16 protein-coding genes are annotated in these 16,385 nt (G+C 58.3%); 4 read left to right on the top strand and 12 right to left on the bottom strand.

The window, feature by feature from the left end:
* Positions 1-23: 23 nt before the first annotated feature.
* The 6 genes from HF257_RS30575 to HF257_RS30550 form a co-directional block, all read right to left on the bottom strand.
* Positions 24-851 (bottom strand): DMT family transporter, encoded by an 828-nt coding sequence (locus HF257_RS30575; RefSeq protein WP_185709844.1) that lies wholly within the window; start codon positions 849-851, stop codon positions 24-26.
* 74 nt (positions 852-925) lie between these two features.
* Complete coding sequence (gene gcvA, locus HF257_RS30570) at positions 926-1,831, bottom strand: transcriptional regulator GcvA (RefSeq protein ID WP_185709845.1); 906 nt, start codon at positions 1,829-1,831, stop codon at positions 926-928.
* Positions 1,832-1,992: 161 nt separating this feature from the next.
* A complete protein-coding gene (locus tag HF257_RS30565; RefSeq protein WP_185709938.1) occupies positions 1,993-2,313 on the bottom strand; it encodes a hypothetical protein in 321 nt (106 codons plus the stop codon).
* A gap of 264 nt (positions 2,314-2,577) precedes the next feature.
* The gene (locus tag HF257_RS30560; protein ID WP_185709846.1) at positions 2,578-3,036 is read right to left on the bottom strand and encodes an acyl-CoA thioesterase; all 459 of its coding nucleotides are present in this window, start codon (positions 3,034-3,036) and stop codon (positions 2,578-2,580) included.
* Positions 3,030-3,767: an SDR family oxidoreductase gene (locus tag HF257_RS30555; RefSeq protein WP_185709847.1), complete on the bottom strand. Its 738-nt coding sequence runs from the start codon at positions 3,765-3,767 to the stop codon at positions 3,030-3,032. The genes HF257_RS30560 and HF257_RS30555 overlap by 7 nt, the downstream gene beginning before the upstream one ends.
* A gap of 84 nt (positions 3,768-3,851) precedes the next feature.
* Positions 3,852-4,424 (bottom strand): TetR/AcrR family transcriptional regulator, encoded by a 573-nt coding sequence (locus tag HF257_RS30550; RefSeq protein ID WP_185712140.1) that lies wholly within the window; start codon positions 4,422-4,424, stop codon positions 3,852-3,854.
* 88 nt (positions 4,425-4,512) lie between these two features.
* On the opposite strand from HF257_RS30550, the gene HF257_RS30545 reads away from it, so the two are divergent.
* Positions 4,513-5,097: a 2-hydroxychromene-2-carboxylate isomerase gene (locus HF257_RS30545; protein ID WP_185709849.1), complete on the top strand. Its 585-nt coding sequence runs from the start codon at positions 4,513-4,515 to the stop codon at positions 5,095-5,097.
* Positions 5,098-5,153: 56 nt separating this feature from the next.
* Positions 5,154-6,749: an AMP-binding protein gene (locus HF257_RS30540; protein ID WP_185709850.1), complete on the top strand. Its 1,596-nt coding sequence runs from the start codon at positions 5,154-5,156 to the stop codon at positions 6,747-6,749.
* A gap of 48 nt (positions 6,750-6,797) precedes the next feature.
* Here the strand turns inward: HF257_RS30540 and HF257_RS30535 are convergent, their stop codons facing one another.
* A complete protein-coding gene (locus HF257_RS30535) occupies positions 6,798-7,616 on the bottom strand; it encodes an enoyl-CoA hydratase/isomerase family protein (protein ID WP_185709851.1) in 819 nt (272 codons plus the stop codon).
* A 194-nt stretch (positions 7,617-7,810) separates the two neighbouring features.
* Here HF257_RS30535 and HF257_RS30530 point away from each other — a divergent pair, with 194 nt between their 5' ends.
* Positions 7,811-8,404, top strand: coding sequence for a TetR/AcrR family transcriptional regulator (locus HF257_RS30530; RefSeq protein WP_185709852.1), 594 nt, complete (start codon positions 7,811-7,813; stop codon positions 8,402-8,404).
* 5 nt (positions 8,405-8,409) lie between these two features.
* Here HF257_RS30530 and HF257_RS30525 read toward each other — a convergent pair whose 3' ends face one another.
* From HF257_RS30525 to HF257_RS30510, 4 genes are all read right to left on the bottom strand, one after another.
* Complete coding sequence (locus tag HF257_RS30525) at positions 8,410-10,680, bottom strand: penicillin-binding protein 1A (protein ID WP_185709939.1); 2,271 nt, start codon at positions 10,678-10,680, stop codon at positions 8,410-8,412.
* 107 nt (positions 10,681-10,787) lie between these two features.
* The gene (mrdA, locus tag HF257_RS30520; RefSeq protein ID WP_185709853.1) at positions 10,788-12,698 is read right to left on the bottom strand and encodes a penicillin-binding protein 2; all 1,911 of its coding nucleotides are present in this window, start codon (positions 12,696-12,698) and stop codon (positions 10,788-10,790) included.
* Positions 12,699-12,733: 35 nt separating this feature from the next.
* Positions 12,734-14,431: a peptidoglycan D,D-transpeptidase FtsI family protein gene (locus HF257_RS30515; protein WP_198913725.1), complete on the bottom strand. Its 1,698-nt coding sequence runs from the start codon at positions 14,429-14,431 to the stop codon at positions 12,734-12,736.
* A gap of 38 nt (positions 14,432-14,469) precedes the next feature.
* The gene (locus HF257_RS30510) at positions 14,470-14,790 is read right to left on the bottom strand and encodes a peptidoglycan-binding domain-containing protein (RefSeq protein WP_185709854.1); all 321 of its coding nucleotides are present in this window, start codon (positions 14,788-14,790) and stop codon (positions 14,470-14,472) included.
* A gap of 168 nt (positions 14,791-14,958) precedes the next feature.
* Between HF257_RS30510 and HF257_RS30505 the strand changes: the two genes are divergently transcribed.
* Positions 14,959-15,870: a LysR family transcriptional regulator gene (locus tag HF257_RS30505; protein WP_185709855.1), complete on the top strand. Its 912-nt coding sequence runs from the start codon at positions 14,959-14,961 to the stop codon at positions 15,868-15,870.
* A 7-nt stretch (positions 15,871-15,877) separates the two neighbouring features.
* Here the strand turns inward: HF257_RS30505 and HF257_RS30500 are convergent, their stop codons facing one another.
* Positions 15,878-16,282 carry a hypothetical protein gene (locus HF257_RS30500; protein ID WP_185709856.1) on the bottom strand — a complete coding sequence of 135 codons (405 nt, stop codon included), beginning with the start codon at positions 16,280-16,282 and terminating at the stop codon, positions 15,878-15,880.
* Positions 16,283-16,385: the final 103 nt, after the last annotated feature.

Below are 16,385 nucleotides of genomic sequence, written 5' to 3'. Positions count from 1 at the left end.
AAGCTCCTGAGCCGTTGGCTGTATCAGCCGATGATGAGGGTGCCGCTGGCAATGACTAAGCATGCCAGTATCCGGCGTGCGGTGAGCGTCTCGCCGAGGAACACATAGCCGATCAACGCCGCAAACAGCACGCTGGTTTCGCGCAATGCGGATACCGCGCCCAAGGGCGCTTCGTTCATGGCGTAGATGACCATTCCATACGCGAGCAAAGAGACTAGCCCGCCGACCAAAGCGGTGACTGTTCCGGGCCGCACGGAGAACAAGCTGCGGGCGTCACGCAGGCCGATATAAACCACTGGCATCAGTACGCCCCACAAGGCGCACATCCAAACCGTGTAAGCAAGCGGCGCACCGGAAAGCCTGGCACCGATGCCGTCGACCACGCTGTAGGCCGCGATAAAGCCGCCGGTTCCCAGCGCATAAGGTAGGCTGGGAACCGACAGACTGCGCCCTCTGAAGGCCAGCGAAATAATCCCGCCTGACACCAGCGCAATGCCGACCAACTCTCCCGGCGTGATGCTTTCTCCGGCGAAAACGGCTGCCCCCAAGGTAACCAGCACCGGTGACGACCCACGTGAAATCGGATAGACCTGCCCCAGGTCGCCGACTCGGTAACTGCGCACTAGAAACAGGTTGTAGCCCACATGCAGCAACCCCGAAAGCACCGCGTAGCCCCAGCTTTCAATCGCGGGGGGCATCATGAACACTGCGGCGACGACACTGGTGATCGCGATGGCAATGCACATTACCGTCATGGACCACAACCGATCGGCACCGCTACGCAGCAGCGCATTCCAGCTGGCATGCAGGAGCGCGGCGAAAAGAACGAGCAAGATGATATGAATAGGCATGCGCCACTGTAGGCAATGCGCCGCTGGGACTAAAGCGAAGTCTCCTCATCGCAGCATGAACGAATACTCATGACTTACTCATTCAGCTGTTGGACTTTCAGTGCCTCGCTGACCAACCATTGCCGAAAGCTGGCGATGTGCGGTTGCGATTCGATGCCCTTGGGGCAGACGAAGTAGTAAGCCAATGGCGAGGGAAACGGCACATCAAACAGCCGCACCAAACGGCCATCGCTCATTTCGTTCTCGACATGCCCGCTGCGCACCAATGCAACGCCCTGGCCGAGCAAGGCGGCCTCGACTGTCATGTTGGTGTCGCCAAATCTGACGCTTTCCTTGAGCGGCAAATAGGCCAGCCCGACGGCTTGAAACCATACTTCCCACTTAGGCACCATCTGCGCACCATCGCGCGTCAGCAGCGGGAAATTCAACAGTGCGGCGGGGCTCTGCGGAGTCCCGACGCGTCGCAACAGTTCAGGGCTGGCCACAGGAAAAACCTGCTCCCCAAACAGGAACTCAGAATACAGACCAGGGTAATTACCCTTGCCGAGCCTGATCGCAACATCAGCCTGGCCGTGAGAGAAGTGGATTATCTTATCCGTGGTGTCCAGCGAGACCAACAGCTCGGGGTGCAGGCGAGAGAGACGCGGCAAGCGTGGCAGCAGCCATTTGAGCGCGAAGGAATAGGTGGTGCTGACGCTGAGTCGAACCCGGTCTTTTTGCTCGCGCAAATCACCCAGAGTCGCCTCCAGGCTGATGAAAAACTCGCGCACGATGGGCGCTAGCGCAGCCCCCGCTGCCGTGAGGCGTAACGCCTTGCTACGCTCAAACAACTGCACACCCCAAAGCGCCTCAAGATGCTTGACCTGGTGGCTGACCGCACTTTGAGTCACATGTAGCTCCTCTGCGGCCGACGTAAACGTCAAGTGACGGGTGGCAGCTTCGAATGCGCGCAAGGTCGCGGTGGGCGGCAGGTCTCTCATAGTGGCGGTATCCAGCGGCTTATCAGAAAGGGGCATGCATGAGCGCTAGCTCATGATAGAGCTAGACTCGCTCCAGCCTCTAGTAACAACCTCATGAGCCCAAAAACAAACACTACAAGGTACAGCCGACTCAGCGTTAACCGTCGAGCCGGCCTTCCCTCCTACAGCAACACGGTAGACAACATACCCAGCGCCCCCAGGCAAAACCCTATCAGCGCGCCGCGCCCTGGGGCTTCTTGGAACAAGCCCCAGACCACGAGCGGCTCAAGCAGCAGCAGTGAAGTGACGGAAACGACGGTGACAATCCATATGTCCCCCACCGCCACATACCCGAGCCAATAAGCGCCCAAGAGGCAAAGCCCTGCGAAGCACATCAGCAGTACGGGGATGACGAATGACGTCCATGCGCTGCCATCATTCGCTTGTGCAAGCCGGGCGGTTGCGACCTCGCTGTAGATCGCACAAAACTCACCCAGCACCATCAGGACTAGAGCAAAAACTCCGAGTAGTTCTTTGGACATATCAAAAATTCCTTCGTATTCAGGGACAGGTTTTTCAGCTCCCAGCCCGTGATGGCGCTGCTGGCGGAGCCGGCGCTGTGATACGAAGTCGTCTTGAATAGCCCTGAATTGTCGAAGTACTTGTCCATGCCAATCTCCTTAGGCGTTTGGCGGCCGTTTGCCGCCGTGGTGGAGACTGGCATGAACGCCTGAATCACGTAAACAACCTAGCCCATTTTCCTTCGGCTAATGCGAGTCGACCTCTGCTATTGCGTGGCCAACTGCACCGTCATAACGCACAGCAAACTCCACAGGCAAACGCTTTGGCTTGCCCGTGGAGAGTTCGACACAGGCAAATGTAGTGATCGCGCGTAACAACACGCGCGCGTCTGCCTCACGCACCACCTGAAAGTGCCGAACCAACTTGATCCGTTGCACGCTGACGATCCAGGTGGCTATCAGCAAGCGTTCGCCCAGGTAGGCGCTCGCCAGGTAATCGACCTCATTGCGCAGCACCGCCAGGCCGCGGTCTGATCGACGGTAGTCGGCAAACGTGATGCCCAGGTCCCAGGAATGCGACCAGGCACAACGCTCCAGCCACTTGACGTACACCGAGTGATTGACGTGCCCCAACTCATCGATGTCGCCCTCGCCGACATCGAGTTCGAGTATGAACGGGGCCGGCAAATCCCAGGGGTTTACCACTTCTCGATCCACGGGCGCAGGTCGAGTTCGAAGGTCCAGGCATCGCGTGGTTGCGTGTGCAGGTACCAGTAGTTGTCAGCGATGTGTGCCGGGTTGAGGATGCCGTCCTGATCCTTGAGCGCGTAGCGTTCGGGGAATTGGGTGCGGATGAAGTCGGTGTCAATCGCACCGTCGACCACCACATGTGCGACATGAATGTTCTGCGGCGCCAGCTCTCGCGAAGCACTTTGCGCCAAGGCGCGCAGCGCGTGTTTGGCGCCGGCGAAGGCCGAGAAATTAGCGGCGCCACGCAACGCAGCGGTGGCACCGGTGAACAGGATGGTACCGCGCTGGCGGGTCACCATGCGCTTGGCCACCTCGCGGGTATTGAGAAACGCCGAGAAGCAGGCCATTTCCCAAATCTTGAAATATTTGCGCGCCGTCTCGTCCAGGATGCTGCAGGGCACATTGGCGCCAATGTTGAACACCAGCACCTCGATCGGTCCAATTTGCGCTTCGATTTGTTCAACCAGCGCGATCACTGCTTCTTCCTTGCGCGCATCGGATGCAAAGCCATGAGCCACACCACCCTGCTCGCGAATGCTGTCGACCAGCGGTTGCAGCTTGTCGGCGTCGCGGCGTGTGACACAGGCGATATAGCCTTCTGCGGCGAATTTCTTGGCGATGGCACCGCCGGTGGAATCACCCGCGCCGATGATCAACGCGACCTTGTTTTCGGTTGGATTGGACATTGCAGCTCCTTTGGTGAACGATCGTTTTTTTATAAAACATACGCTCACCCCCAACGCCGGTCAAGGCGCCCGTTGCACGCTTATTTATTGGTCGTCGGGCGTGTGCAGATGGTGTTTTTCGATGACGCGCAGGTTGGCTTGGAGGATTTCCTCGCGGGTTTCTTCGCTCTCAACCATGCGTGCCAACGCCAGCGCGCCAATGCATTGCGCGATAACTGCCCATGCAGCGTCACCGTCGGAAGTGCGCGCGCTCCAGGCCTTTTGAATGCCCGTCACAGCAGCCTCTACCTCCGAACGCACTTCGGGGCCCGACCGGGCAATTTCCGGGCCCAGCGTCGGCAGCACGCAGCCGTCGTCAGGGTGCAAGGCGTGGGACACGCTCAGGTATTTGCGCAGCCACTTGATGACGTGATCGTCGGAAGAGTTTTCATCGCCGGCCAGCATCTCCCGACTGTTTTGCACTTCCTCTTCGATCACCGCCTGGAACAACGCCTGCTTGGACGGGAAGTGGTTGTAGAACGCCCCACCCGTCATGCCCACCGCCGACATCAATGTGTCGACGCTGGTGACGCTGAAGCCACCCTTTTTGGTGATCGCCCGGCTGCTGTTGAGCAGCTTGAGACGTGTCTCGTCTTTGTGTGTTTTTGAATAGCGCATGAGCCCGGACCGGCGGTTTGACAGAGCTGAAACAGTAGCATAACGTTCGTTTAGTAAACGATGGTTTTTCTATGAGCGAGGGGTTTGCATGAAGGTTGAATTTTTCTTCGATGTGGGCAGTCCGGCGTCCTATCTGGCGTGGACGCAGTTGCCAAAAATCTGCGCGGCAAAAGGAGCCGAATTGGTTTTCCGGCCGATGCTACTGGGCGCTATCTTCCAGGCAACTGGCAACGCATCCCCCGCCGCCGTGCCGGTCAAGGGGCGCCATTCGGGTATCGACCTGGGGCGCTTCGCCAAGCGCTACGGCGTGCCGTTGGTGATGAACCCACACTTCCCTGTCAACACCTTGCAGCTGATGCGGGCGGTGACCGGCGTGCAGATGCACCAACCTGAACGGTTCGAGCATTTACTGAAAACGCTGTTTGACGCGCTGTGGATTGACGCCTTGAACCTCAACGAACCTGCCTTGATTGGCCGTACGTTGATACGCGCAGGTTTTTCCATCGACGAAATCCTGGCATTGGCCAATAGCCCGGACGTCAAGGCACAACTGCGAAGCACCACCGACGAAGCGCTGGAACGCGGCGTATTTGGTGCGCCGACCTGCTTCGTGGGCGACCAGATGTTCTTTGGCCAGGACCGCCTGGATTTTGTGGAGGAAGCGCTCGCCTGAAGCCGCACACACCTCTTCTCACCTGCCAATAAATACAATGACAACAGGAGTGAATCATGGACCCGCACGCCAGGCATCCGGCCTACCCCGCCAGCTTTCCCGATACGCTTGAACTGGGTGAGCACGACACACTGATCACCACCCTTGAGCAATCCTTCGCTCGCTACCCACAAAGAATCGCCGCCACCTGCCTTGACGAAACACTGAGCTATGCACAACTGGCCCGGCACTCAAACAACTTCGCCGTTTACCTGCATCAAAGCGGGTTGCAACGCGGTGATCGCGTCGCGCTGATGATGCCCAACAGCCTGCCCTACCTGATCGCGCTGGCCGGTGTGATTCAAGCCGGCATGGTGGTGGTCAACGTCAACCCGCTGTACACGCCCCGCGAACTTGCCCATCAACTGAAGGACTCGGGTGCCCGTAGCATCGTGATTGCCGAGCCGTTCTTGACCACGCTTGAGCAGGTGATCGAACACACTTCGGTCCAGCAGGTGCTGGCGACGCCCGTTCTTGGGCTGCTTGAGCAGGTCGATAGCGAGCACGCGTCGCCGTTCGCCAGGGCCCTCAGGGACCAGGTCACTGCGGTGCCGACAGAGGTGGCGCCTACCGATATTGCGTTCCTGCAATACACCGGTGGCACGACCGGCGTGTCCAAAGGCGCGGTGCTCACCCATCGCAGTGTCGGTGCCAGTTTGAAAATGATTCTGTTGTGGTTCACGCCCGCGAATATCGCCCATCCGATTGCAATCGTCTTGCCGTTGCCGCTTTATCACGTCTACCCGATGTCGGTCGCACTGATGTCCATTTCCCTGGGTGCCAACCTGCGGCTGGTGCCGAACCCACGGGACACGACCTCGGTCATCAATGAACTGAAACGCGCACCGTTCGACATGTTCATGGGCGTCAACACGCTGTTCAACAGCCTGGTGGAAGACCCTCAACTGCACACCGTGGATTTCAGCACAACCTACGCCGTGATCGGTGCCGGTGCGTCGGTGCAGCAACCGGTGGTGGAGCGCTGGATCGCCGCCGGTGGCGCGCCCATCACTGAAGCGTATGGGCTGACCGAAACGTCACCGTGCATGATGTTCAACCCACGCGGACGTAACGGCAGCATCGGCATTGCCATGCCCTCTACCGCGTTACGTGTGGTGGATGATCAAGGCCAAGCCGTAACCGCTTCGGCCTCGGGAGAGCTGCAGGTCAAAGGGCCGCAGGTGTTCGCAGGTTATTGGCAAAATGCGCAAGAAACGCGCGCAGCCTTCACCGATGACGGATGGTTCAAGACCGGCGATATCGTGACGGTGGCCGAGGATGGCTTCATGCATCTGGTTGACCGTAAAAAGGACATGATCCTGGTGTCGGGCTTCAACGTGTACCCCAAAGAGATCGAAGACGTGGTAGCCAGCCACCCGGGCATCCTCGAGTGCGCCTGTATCGGTGTGCCCGACGAGCGCTCGGGTGAGGTGCCCCACCTTTTCGCCGTGCCCCGCGCCCCTGGTGAGGCCGTGACGGTCGATGAGTTAAAGGCGCACTGCCGGTCCGGCCTGACCGCCTACAAGGTGCCGCGCTATATCACCTTCGTTGAGTCACTGCCCAAATCACTGGCCGGGAAGATATTGCGTAAGGACCTGCGCACCGCGCACTAAGCGTCACGGGCAAGGGCGTGCAGCCAACTGCACGCCCTCTAAAAAGGCTTACACCTTGCCCAAATAGTGCCCCAGGCGCAGTTCAAAATCCGCTCCGGCTTCAACCGCAACATTGCGTGCTTTCAGCCCACGCTCACGCACCTCAGGCCGTTGCACCGCCTTGAGGAATGACGTCTGGCTTTCCAGCAGCGCTTGCGGTTGCGCCAACGTCGTACGGTTGACCAACCGCTTGGCCTCGCCAATCGCAAACCGATCAAAGTTGGCGATCCGGTGTGCGAACTGGTCTACAAAAGCATCCAGTTCGGCGTCCGGCAAGGCACGGTTGATCCAGCCATAACGCTCAGCGGTCAGGGCATCAAAATCATCCGCGCCGATGATGATCTCCAGTGCTCTAGCCCGACCGGCAAGCGTCGGCAGTCGCTCGATGGCCCCGCCGCCTGGCAGCACGCCCGCAGCCACTTCCGGCTGACCAAAAAAAGCGCGCTCGACGCTCGCAAAGCGCAGGTCGCAGGCCAATGCAAACTCGCTACCCGCCCCTCTTGCCCTGCCGCGTACCGAGGCAATGCTGATCACCGATGACTGCTGCAGACGCGTGGTCAGGTCGATCCACGCAGGCAAACCGGTAGGGCCCGGTGCGATGGGCGTTTCGGCGGCCCTTGAAAGGTCGTAGCGGGCAAAATAGAAATCTGGATGCGCACTGTCAAACACCACTACCGCCAATTCAGGTGCTGCTTCTATGCGCCCGACAATGTCCTGCAACTCAAGAATGGTCTCGGGGTTAACCAAATTGATGGGCGGGTTGTTGAACGTTACACGCCAATAAGCGGCGGACTGTTCGGTAATCGTGAATTGCGTCAGCTCTGACATGTGTAGCCCCTACCTGATAGTGGTCGCTCAGCCCTGTGCGTCGCGTATTGCGATGTCCCATGCCCGCCGCTGCTTCACGCTCAAGCAGCTCGGATCGAGTTACATAGTGATCGCTATGAAACACTAGGCGCTTTACGAAACCACCGTCAAGGGAATTTAATAGCGGTCGCTATGAAACTTCGACGGGATCACACATGCGCAAAACCGGCCGCCCCCTCTCATTTGACCGAACCCAGGCGTTGGACCTGGCCATGGACGTGTTCTGGCGGCACGGGTATGACGCCACCTCGATCAGCGTACTCACGGGTGAAATGGGCATTACCGCGCCCAGCCTGTATGCGGCCTTTGGTGATAAGCACCACCTGTACCTTGAAGCACTTGACCGTTACATGCACCGCCCAGGCCTGGAACTGGAACCGCTGCTAGCACGCACCCCTACCGCCTACGACGCAGTGAACTACATGCTAATGGGTGCCGCCAAACAGCAAACGCGGCCTGATCGCCCCCTGGGTTGCATGTTGATGAGTGCGCGGGTCAACACCCCCGCCGAGTCGCCCCTGGACCAATGCATCATTGCGCTACGCAACAACGTCTTGGACCTGATCGAAAAACGTATTCGGCGGGGCATTGATGAAGGTGATGTGCCAAGTCATGCCAGCGCGAGCGAAATGGCCAGCTTCTATCTGATGGTGCTGCAAGGCATGTCGGTCCGGGCCCGCGACGGCGCAGGCGAACAGGAACTGCTTGCGCTGGCGCGGCATGCCCTCAGGTGTTGGCCACGGGAGTAAAGGCGCTAAAACAGCTCTTGCAACGTCTGCGGTACACCCTGGGAACTGTCGATTGAAGGGTCGGAGGGCGGAACATTGTCACTCCTGAAGACTTCCATTTCCGAGCGGCTCGCAGCCCTGGCGTCTTGCACTGCGATGCGCCGCCTCACGATCCCGTCAGGTTCGGGCTGGGAGTAGGCAGGTGTTCCGGCGAGTGCCGCTGTCATGTAGTCCATCCAGATCGGCAGTGCGATGGTAACGCCCCACTCCCGTCGTCCCAGGCTTTCGGGTTGGTCGAACCCGGCCCAGACACTGGTGACCAAACGACCGTTATAGCCGGTAAACCACGAGTCTTTAGCGTCGTTGGTGGTGCCGGTCTTGCCTGCGATGTCAGGGCGATGCATGGCAGCAGCGGCGCGGCCGGTGCCTCTTTTGACCACGTCTTGAAGCATGCTGGTCAGGAGGTAAGTGGTGCGACTATCGACCACCTGTTTCGCGACAACCTCGGGGGTCGGGTTTTGTTCGCTCGGGGCGGCGCTTGGGGTGGTTTTGAAGATGACCTGCCCCTTTCTGTCTTCGATTCGGTCAATGAAGTACGGCGTGATTTTGAAGCCGCCGTTAGCAAAGACACTCCAGCCCGCCACCACGTCCATGGGGGTCACCGAGGCAGTTCCCAACGCCAGTGAGAGGTTGCGCGGCAGGTCCTGTGGGTCAAAGCCAAAGCGCGTTATGTAGTCGACGGTTTTATCCACGCCCATCGCTTGCAATAGGCGGATCGACACCATGTTTCTTGAGCGATTGAGTGCCTCGCGCAAACGTATGGGGCCGAGAAAGGTGCGGTTTTCATTTTGCGGGCGCCATGTAGGCCCAGAGTAATCATCCCCCAGCACGATAGGTGCATCGTTGACGATGCTGGCCGGTGTATAGCCATTGTCGAGTGCAGCGCAGTAGATAAACGGCTTGAAGCTCGACCCGGGTTGGCGCTTGGCTTGTACCACGCGGTTGAAACTGCTCTGTTGAAAGTCGAAGCCACCTACCAGCGCTTGTATTGCCCCGTCTTCCGGATCTACGGAAACCAACGCGCCCTGGGCCTTGGGAACCTGGCTGAAACTCAGTTGATTGCCCTGCGCCTCCACACGAATAACGTCCCCGCGCTTGACCACATCCGACGGTCGCCCAGGCACGCGCCCAAGCGCATTGCTGCCAATAAACGGACGCGCCCATTGCATGCTCGCCCAAGCTACCGATTGCTCCTGCCCGGCCTGGTCGACGACGCTGATGGATTGGTCAGATACCCCGGTAACAGCGACGGCTTTCAAGCCGCCAAGCGAAGGGTAATGGTTGAGTTGTTCAAACCACGGGGCGTTCGCCGTGATCGTGATATGCCCTTCAGGCCCGCGATAACCATGCCTTTTGTCATAGGATTTCAAGCCTTTTTGAAGTGAGGCATTACCCGCCGTCTGCAATGAACTCGAGACCGTCGTAACCACACTCAAGCCCTGCGTGTAGGCGTCCTCGCCCAACCTGCGGACGATTTGCGCCCTGGCCATTTCAGCAATATAAGGTGCTTCGACCTCGGGCTCCGGCGCGTGGTAGCGGGCGTCAACGTCCTCGTTAAGCGCCGCTTGGTAGTCAGCGGCGTCAATGCTGCCCAACTCATGCATGCGGCCAAGAATCCAGTCGCGACGCTGTTTGGCCCTGGCAGGATTATTGATCGGGTTATAGCGCGATGGCGCCTTCGGCAGTCCGGCAATCATTGCTACCTGGGCCAACGTCAACTGCGAAACCGGCTTGCCGTAATACACCTTGGCCGCCGCGACGATTCCGTAGGCGCGTTTGCCCAGATAAATTTTGTTGACGTACAGGTTGAAAATTTCGTCCTTGCTCAAGCTTCTCTCTATCTGCAATGCCAAGAGAATCTCGGTCAACTTGCGCGAGAAGGTCTGTTCGCGGCTCAGGAAAAAGTTCTTCGCCACCTGCATGGTAATGGTGCTTCCCCCAGATCGAACGTGACCGCTCTTGAGCAGTTGAACCGCCGCCCGCAACAAGCCGGCGGGGTCAACACCGGCATGGTGATAGAAGTTGCCGTCTTCGGCGGCCAGGAAAGCCGATCGGAAGTTGGGCGGAATATCTGGGCTGGCGATGGGGATCCGTCGCACTTCACCAAATTCGGCGATCAATTTCCCGTCCCTGGTCAATATTTGCAGCGGCTCCTGGAGATGAACGTCTTTCAGGGTTTCCACGTCCGGTAGTTGCGGCAGCAGATACAGGTACGAACCGCTTGCCGCGAGCAGCATCACGCTCAACAACGCGAGAACGCCCCACCCCAGGTATTTAATGACTCGCACCCGTTATTTCCTCAGTGACAGACTTGAATGTGAAAGTGAACCTTGCAGGTGGCCGCTCATGTCGCGCTGGTACTTGCCTTGTTCGAGCGCGCCCCAACGGCAGCCGGCTCGGCAAACTGCGGCTTCAAACGCCCGCTGGCGTCCAGCAGCCAGGCATCCATGACTTTCCTTACAACCGGGCCGGCGACCCGAGCACCGGCCTCACCGTTCTCGATCATTACCGCGACCACGATGGCCGGGCGCTGGGCAGGCGCAAAGCCAACAAACAGGGCATTGTCACGATGCCGCTCGCGGGTCTGATTGCGGTTGTAGCGTTCGCCTTGCTTGATCGCGACCACTTGGGCGGTGCCGCTTTTTCCCGCGATCCGGTATTGCGCGCCTCTGGCAGCGCCTCGGCCAACGCCACGGGGGTTGTGCATCACCCGTTGCATGCCATCGCTGACTTGATCCCAAATGCGCGGGTCGCCCAGAACGATGTTGGGCATAGGGCTGGAATCTATTGGCGGTCTGCCGCCAACCGACAACGCGAGGTGCGGCCGTTGCCACACCCCTCGATTGGCGATGAGGCTGGTGGCCTGGGCCAACTGCAACGGGGTGACCTGCATATAGCCTTGGCCGATGCCCAGGATCAGAGTTTCGCCGGGGTACCACTGTTGGCGACGGGTAGAACGCTTCCACTCTGGGGACGGCATCAACCCCGCAGACTCCTCGAACATATCCATCGAGACCTTCTGCCCCAGGCCAAATTCGCTGAGGTAACTGTGTAGCCTCCTGACACCCAGCTTGTGGGCCAGGTCATAGAAGTACGTGTCATTGGAACGCATGATCGCGTCGTACATGTCCACCCAACCGTCCCCTGCGCGGTTCCAGTTACGGTATTTATGCTTGTAGTTCGGCAGCTCGTAATACCCCCGGTCGAACACCCGGCTGGTCGGGGTTGTGACGCCACTGTCCAACCCAGCCACCACCACCATCGGTTTGATGGTCGAGCCCGGTGGATAGAGCCCGCGCAGCACCCGGTTGAACAGCGGCATATCGGCGGAGTCCCGCAACGCGGCGTAACGGTGGGTGGAGATACCTTTGACGAAGGGATTGGGATCGAAACTGGGCCGGCTGACCATTGCCAGCACCTCACCGGTAGCAGGCTCCAACGCGACCACCGCACCGCGCCGGTCACCCAGGGCCTCCTCGGCTGCACGTTGCAGTTGCGCGTCGAGGGTCAGCACGATGTCCTCCCCATCGACCGGATTGTGGCGGCGCAGCACGCGCATCACCCTGCCCTGTGCATTGGTCTCGACTTCTTCAAAGCCCATCTGGCCATGCAACGCGGTTTCATAAAAACGCTCGATGCCGGTCTTGCCGATCAGCTGGCTTCTGAGGTATTTGGCCGGATCAAGGCTGCGGTACTCCTTCTCGTTAATCCGCCCCACATAACCGACCGAGTGGGCAAAGTGCTCCCCAAGTGGGTATTCCCTCAGGAACTGCGGTTGAACCTCAACACCCGGCAACAGGAACTGGTTCACGGCCACTAAGGCGATCTGCTTTTCGCTGAGGTCCAGCATCAGCGTAACGGGTTCGAAGGCCCTTCTTGCATGGCGCAGGTCTTTCTCGATGCGGCTCTTTTCAGCGGGCGTCAGGTCCAGGATCCTGGCCAGGTTATCGACTACCGCGTCTGTATCGCCGGCCAGTTCACGGCTCAAGGTCAGGTTGAAGACCGGCGTATTCTTAGCCAGCACTGCTTTATTGCGATCATAAATAACACCGCGCGCTGGAACGATCGGCCGCAAATGAACCCTGTTCTTCTCCGCCACCGAAACCTGGTAATCATGTTGTGTCACCTGTAGTGCATACAGTCGGATAACTAACGCCAGGGAGAGCACCATGACCAGTACTGCACTTGCGATTATCCTCCCGTTTATGACGTCAGCTTCTTTCTGCTGGTCATTCAGGTTAATCAAGTCCGTCATTACTCACTCTTAGTGTCTATAAATAGCGGGCGAACTCAGAGAGCGTCCGGCACTACATGATTCAATCGCAGGGTCTGGGACATAACGCGACTGAATAATGGTGCGGCTACCAACCCACCAAAGAATCCATGTTTCGTTGGGTTATCAATGACGACTACCACGACATACCGGGGATTGGCTGCAGGCGCGAAGCCGGCGAATATGGCGCGGTAGGATTTAGTCAAATAGCCCTTTTCACCGGCACCGGTTTTCCTTGCTGTTCCGCTCTTGCCGCCCACATGAAAACCGGGCACTTGGGCACGGTATATTCCTCTGGGCCCTTCAACTACTTGCACCAGCATCTTTCTCACGGCATTGGCAACACTCGCAGGGATAACTTGATTACCCTTGGGTACTTCAGCAATGCGTAACAGCGACGTAGGAACACTGACACCGCCGTTAACTAACGTGGCATAAGCCTTGGCCAATTGCACCGACGTCACCGACACGCCATAGCCATAGGACAGCGTCGCGGTTTCGGTGGGCCGCCACTCACGTCGCACAGGCAAAAACCCGCTCTGCTCACCGGGAAAACCGATACCCGTCTCCTGGCCCAGACCGACCCGGTGCAACACGTCGTAAATGCGTTCTGCGCCAATATCAAACGCGACTTTGCTGATGGCCACGTTGCTCGAGCGCACCAGGATGCCGGTCATGTCCAACGTCTCGCCCGCGGTCCTGGAAGCATCACGAATGGTGTACCAGCCAATCTTAAGTGTGCCGGTTTCCACGTGGACCGTATCCGCAGATTTCCAGCGCCCGCTTTCCAATGCCGCCGCCACCGAGAACGGCTTCATCGTTGACGCCGGTTCAAACACATCGACCAGCGCGCGGTTGCGCATCATGGACGGCGTCAGCCGGGAGCGATTATTGGGGTTGTATGAAGGCTGATTGGCAAGCGCCAGGATTTCACCGGTTTTGACATCCATGATGACGACGCTTCCGGCCTGCGCGCCATTGTGCTCAAGGCCTTTGAGCAGTTCCCGGTTAGCGACGTATTGCAGACGTAAATCCAACGACAACTGCAGCGTTTGGCCGGGCTTGGCCGGCTGTCCGCCTCCCAAGTCCTGGATCAGATGACCTCGGCGGTCCTTGAGCACCCGTTGCTTGCCATCACGACCGGCAAGCACAGGCTCATACTCCAACTCCACGCCTTCACTGCCTCGATTGTCGATATCGGTAAAGCCGGTGACATGCGCGACAACTGAGCCCGCGGGGTAAAACCTGCGGGACTCCTGCAGCGTATAAACACCCGTGGCCTTGAGCGAGCGCAGGTTCTGCATTATCCCGTCCGCGGCTTGCGGTGGAATGCGTCGGAGCAGGTAGACAAATTCCTTGTTTCGATTACGCAGAACGATCGAACTCAACTCGGCCTCAGGCATACCCAGCGCGTTCGCCAACGTTGCCCAACGGTCTTTTTCCTGCAGCAACTCCTTGGGGTTTATCCAGATCGTCGTCACCGGCGTGCTCACGGATAACGGCTGTCCATTACGGTCCGTGATCAAGCCTCGGTACGCCGGTAACGTCATATATCGCACGCTGCGAGCATCGCCTTGGCGTATCAAAAATGCCTTGTCGGCAACTTGCAGCTGGATAATTCGGACGCACACAATAACCGCCATGGTTATCACAAAAATAACCGCCAGGCTGAATCGACATGGACAGCGCGGCGATGTTGCCTTGGTCAAAGCCATAACATTTAAATCGTTTCCTAATCGGTAATATCGGGCACCTACTTAGACAACCATGCAGGCGAATGTATATTCAACTTCTCTAACGTCTCAGGATTAATACCGCCGGTTAATGGCAGTTCACAATCCATCTGAAAGAGGAATATCGCTTCTGCAGTTTGCTCGCCTGCGACACCGTCCAGCGCACCTTGATAATAGTTGCGCACCGCCAACTCACGCTGCAGCGCACCGACTACTTCTTCGGCTACGGGCGCACGGGTGTCTTTTAATACGTAACGGTTATCGGCTGCGCCGCATCCCCGTAGTGCCAACACACAGCCAGAGAGCAAGACAAAGCCAAGACTCGGATAATGGCGCATCATCGTTATGCCTCAGGCCTTAATGCCTTTTATCGACCCCTCGCACTAACACATACTTTCCAACGACAAAGTATTTGCCCATCAGTTATTCGCGATGAACTACAAATCGTTTGGTAGGCCATTTTTACGGCTGCTAGAATATAGATCAACACGCAATCCAGGCTATCTGATATGAATCACATTGATATCGAAACGGTCGACCTCAATCTATTGAGAGTCTTCGTTGCCCTGATCGAAGAAGGCGGTGCCAGCCGTGCGGCTATCAGGCTCGGTGTCACCCAGCCGGCCGTCAGTGCCTCACTCGCTCGCTTGAGGGACATCTACGCAGACCCGCTGTTTGAGCGAACCGGCCGCGGCCTGCGGCCAACCATGCGCGCGAACGAGCTGTACCCGTTGATAGAAGAGGCAATCAACCGCTGCAGATTGGCGCTGGCCTTATCATCCGGTGGCCAGCAAGTGAAGGGCCGCACCATCACCATCGGGCTGTCGGATGACAGCGAAATAGCACTGGGGCAGCAGATTCTTTCGGTCGTGGAAGAACGCCTGCCGGGGCTGCGTATCATTTTCCGGCAAACCCACAGCGGCGTCGTACAAGACATGCTCATGGGGCAGAAAATAGACATCGCGATTTCGGCGGGCGGCCTGTCGTCGCAACTGATCACCAGGATCCGCCTCGGCAGGGGCAACTACCTGTGTGTTGCAGATGCCGACAACCCCATTCCGCAAACAGCGCAGGATTACGCGCAACGTCCGCACCTGCTGGTGTCTTCTGGCGGTTATATAGGCATCGTCGACGAAGGCCTGAACAGTGTCGGCCTGACCCGCACGGTCAAGGCCTCGACCTCACACTTCGCCGCAGTACCGTTTTTGCTGATCGGCTCAACGCTGATCACAACCGTGCCCACCCATGCCGCACGCGCGATGGAAAAAATCACCACGCTGCGGATTTTCCCCTGCCCGGTGCCTATGCCGTCCTACGAACTTGAACTGGGCATGCGCGTCGGCAGCAAACACGACAGCACGCTGCAGGTGGTCAAGTCACTGCTGTTGGAGTCGATCAAACAGCACTTCTTCCTGCAATGAGCGGCCCCTACAGGACGATAGATGTCCCTGGATAGAACACCGTGTTGAGCACAAACAACAGCATCCAAAACCCGATCTCCAAGGTTTCCGAAATCGGCTGGATGCGCTTCAGCGCGCCATACACATGCACGACAAACATCAGCGAAAACACCACAAACAGCAGATCGAACGCGTAACTGAAGCTGGTGCCAGTGGTGGCTGAGCGCAACATCGCCACTTCTATCACCAGGATGAACGCCCCCAGGCACCGGCCAAAATAAATCGCCAGATGCTGATGCTCGGGAATCGTCCAGCCCATGAGGCGCGCCCAGGTGATGGGGGCAACAAAGATCGGCAAGGCAAAAAACAACGTGGTGGTGAGCATCAGCACCGTGATGTAGTACTGGCTGTAGTGGGCGTAGTAACCGAGCATGGCGAGCGTCCTTGTTTGTGAGGGAGCGCTATGCAGAATTGCAGCCGCGCCCGCCGCCGTCCAACGCAACGAGGCCCTACACGACCAAAGAGAAAGGGCTTGG

This window comes from Pseudomonas cremoris (assembly GCF_014230465.1).
The sequence above is the reverse complement of the archived record's forward strand: the minus strand, read 5'-3'. Positions and strand labels throughout refer to the sequence as shown.

What these genes read in the sequence shown, in the direction of transcription:
- HF257_RS30575 (WP_185709844.1), bottom strand. Translation starts at nt 851, where the DNA reads ATGCCTATTCATATCATCTTGCTCGTTCTTTTCGCCGCGCTCCTGCAT.
- gcvA (WP_185709845.1), bottom strand. Translation starts at nt 1,831, where the DNA reads ATGAGAGACCTGCCGCCCACCGCGACCTTGCGCGCATTCGAAGCTGCC.
- HF257_RS30565 (WP_185709938.1), bottom strand. Translation starts at nt 2,313, where the DNA reads ATGGTGCTGGGTGAGTTTTGTGCGATCTACAGCGAGGTCGCAACCGCC.
- HF257_RS30555 (WP_185709847.1), bottom strand. Translation starts at nt 3,767, where the DNA reads ATGTCCAATCCAACCGAAAACAAGGTCGCGTTGATCATCGGCGCGGGT.
- HF257_RS30550 (WP_185712140.1), bottom strand. Translation starts at nt 4,424, where the DNA reads ATGCGCTATTCAAAAACACACAAAGACGAGACACGTCTCAAGCTGCTC.
- HF257_RS30545 (WP_185709849.1), top strand. Translation starts at nt 4,513, where the DNA reads ATGAAGGTTGAATTTTTCTTCGATGTGGGCAGTCCGGCGTCCTATCTG.
- HF257_RS30540 (WP_185709850.1), top strand. Translation starts at nt 5,154, where the DNA reads ATGGACCCGCACGCCAGGCATCCGGCCTACCCCGCCAGCTTTCCCGAT.
- HF257_RS30535 (WP_185709851.1), bottom strand. Translation starts at nt 7,616, where the DNA reads ATGTCAGAGCTGACGCAATTCACGATTACCGAACAGTCCGCCGCTTAT.
- HF257_RS30530 (WP_185709852.1), top strand. Translation starts at nt 7,811, where the DNA reads ATGCGCAAAACCGGCCGCCCCCTCTCATTTGACCGAACCCAGGCGTTG.
- HF257_RS30525 (WP_185709939.1), bottom strand. Translation starts at nt 10,680, where the DNA reads ATGCTGCTCGCGGCAAGCGGTTCGTACCTGTATCTGCTGCCGCAACTA.
- mrdA (WP_185709853.1), bottom strand. Translation starts at nt 12,698, where the DNA reads ATGACGGACTTGATTAACCTGAATGACCAGCAGAAAGAAGCTGACGTC.
- HF257_RS30515 (WP_198913725.1), bottom strand. Translation starts at nt 14,431, where the DNA reads ATGGCTTTGACCAAGGCAACATCGCCGCGCTGTCCATGTCGATTCAGC.
- HF257_RS30510 (WP_185709854.1), bottom strand. Translation starts at nt 14,790, where the DNA reads ATGATGCGCCATTATCCGAGTCTTGGCTTTGTCTTGCTCTCTGGCTGT.
- HF257_RS30505 (WP_185709855.1), top strand. Translation starts at nt 14,959, where the DNA reads ATGAATCACATTGATATCGAAACGGTCGACCTCAATCTATTGAGAGTC.
- HF257_RS30500 (WP_185709856.1), bottom strand. Translation starts at nt 16,282, where the DNA reads ATGCTCGGTTACTACGCCCACTACAGCCAGTACTACATCACGGTGCTG.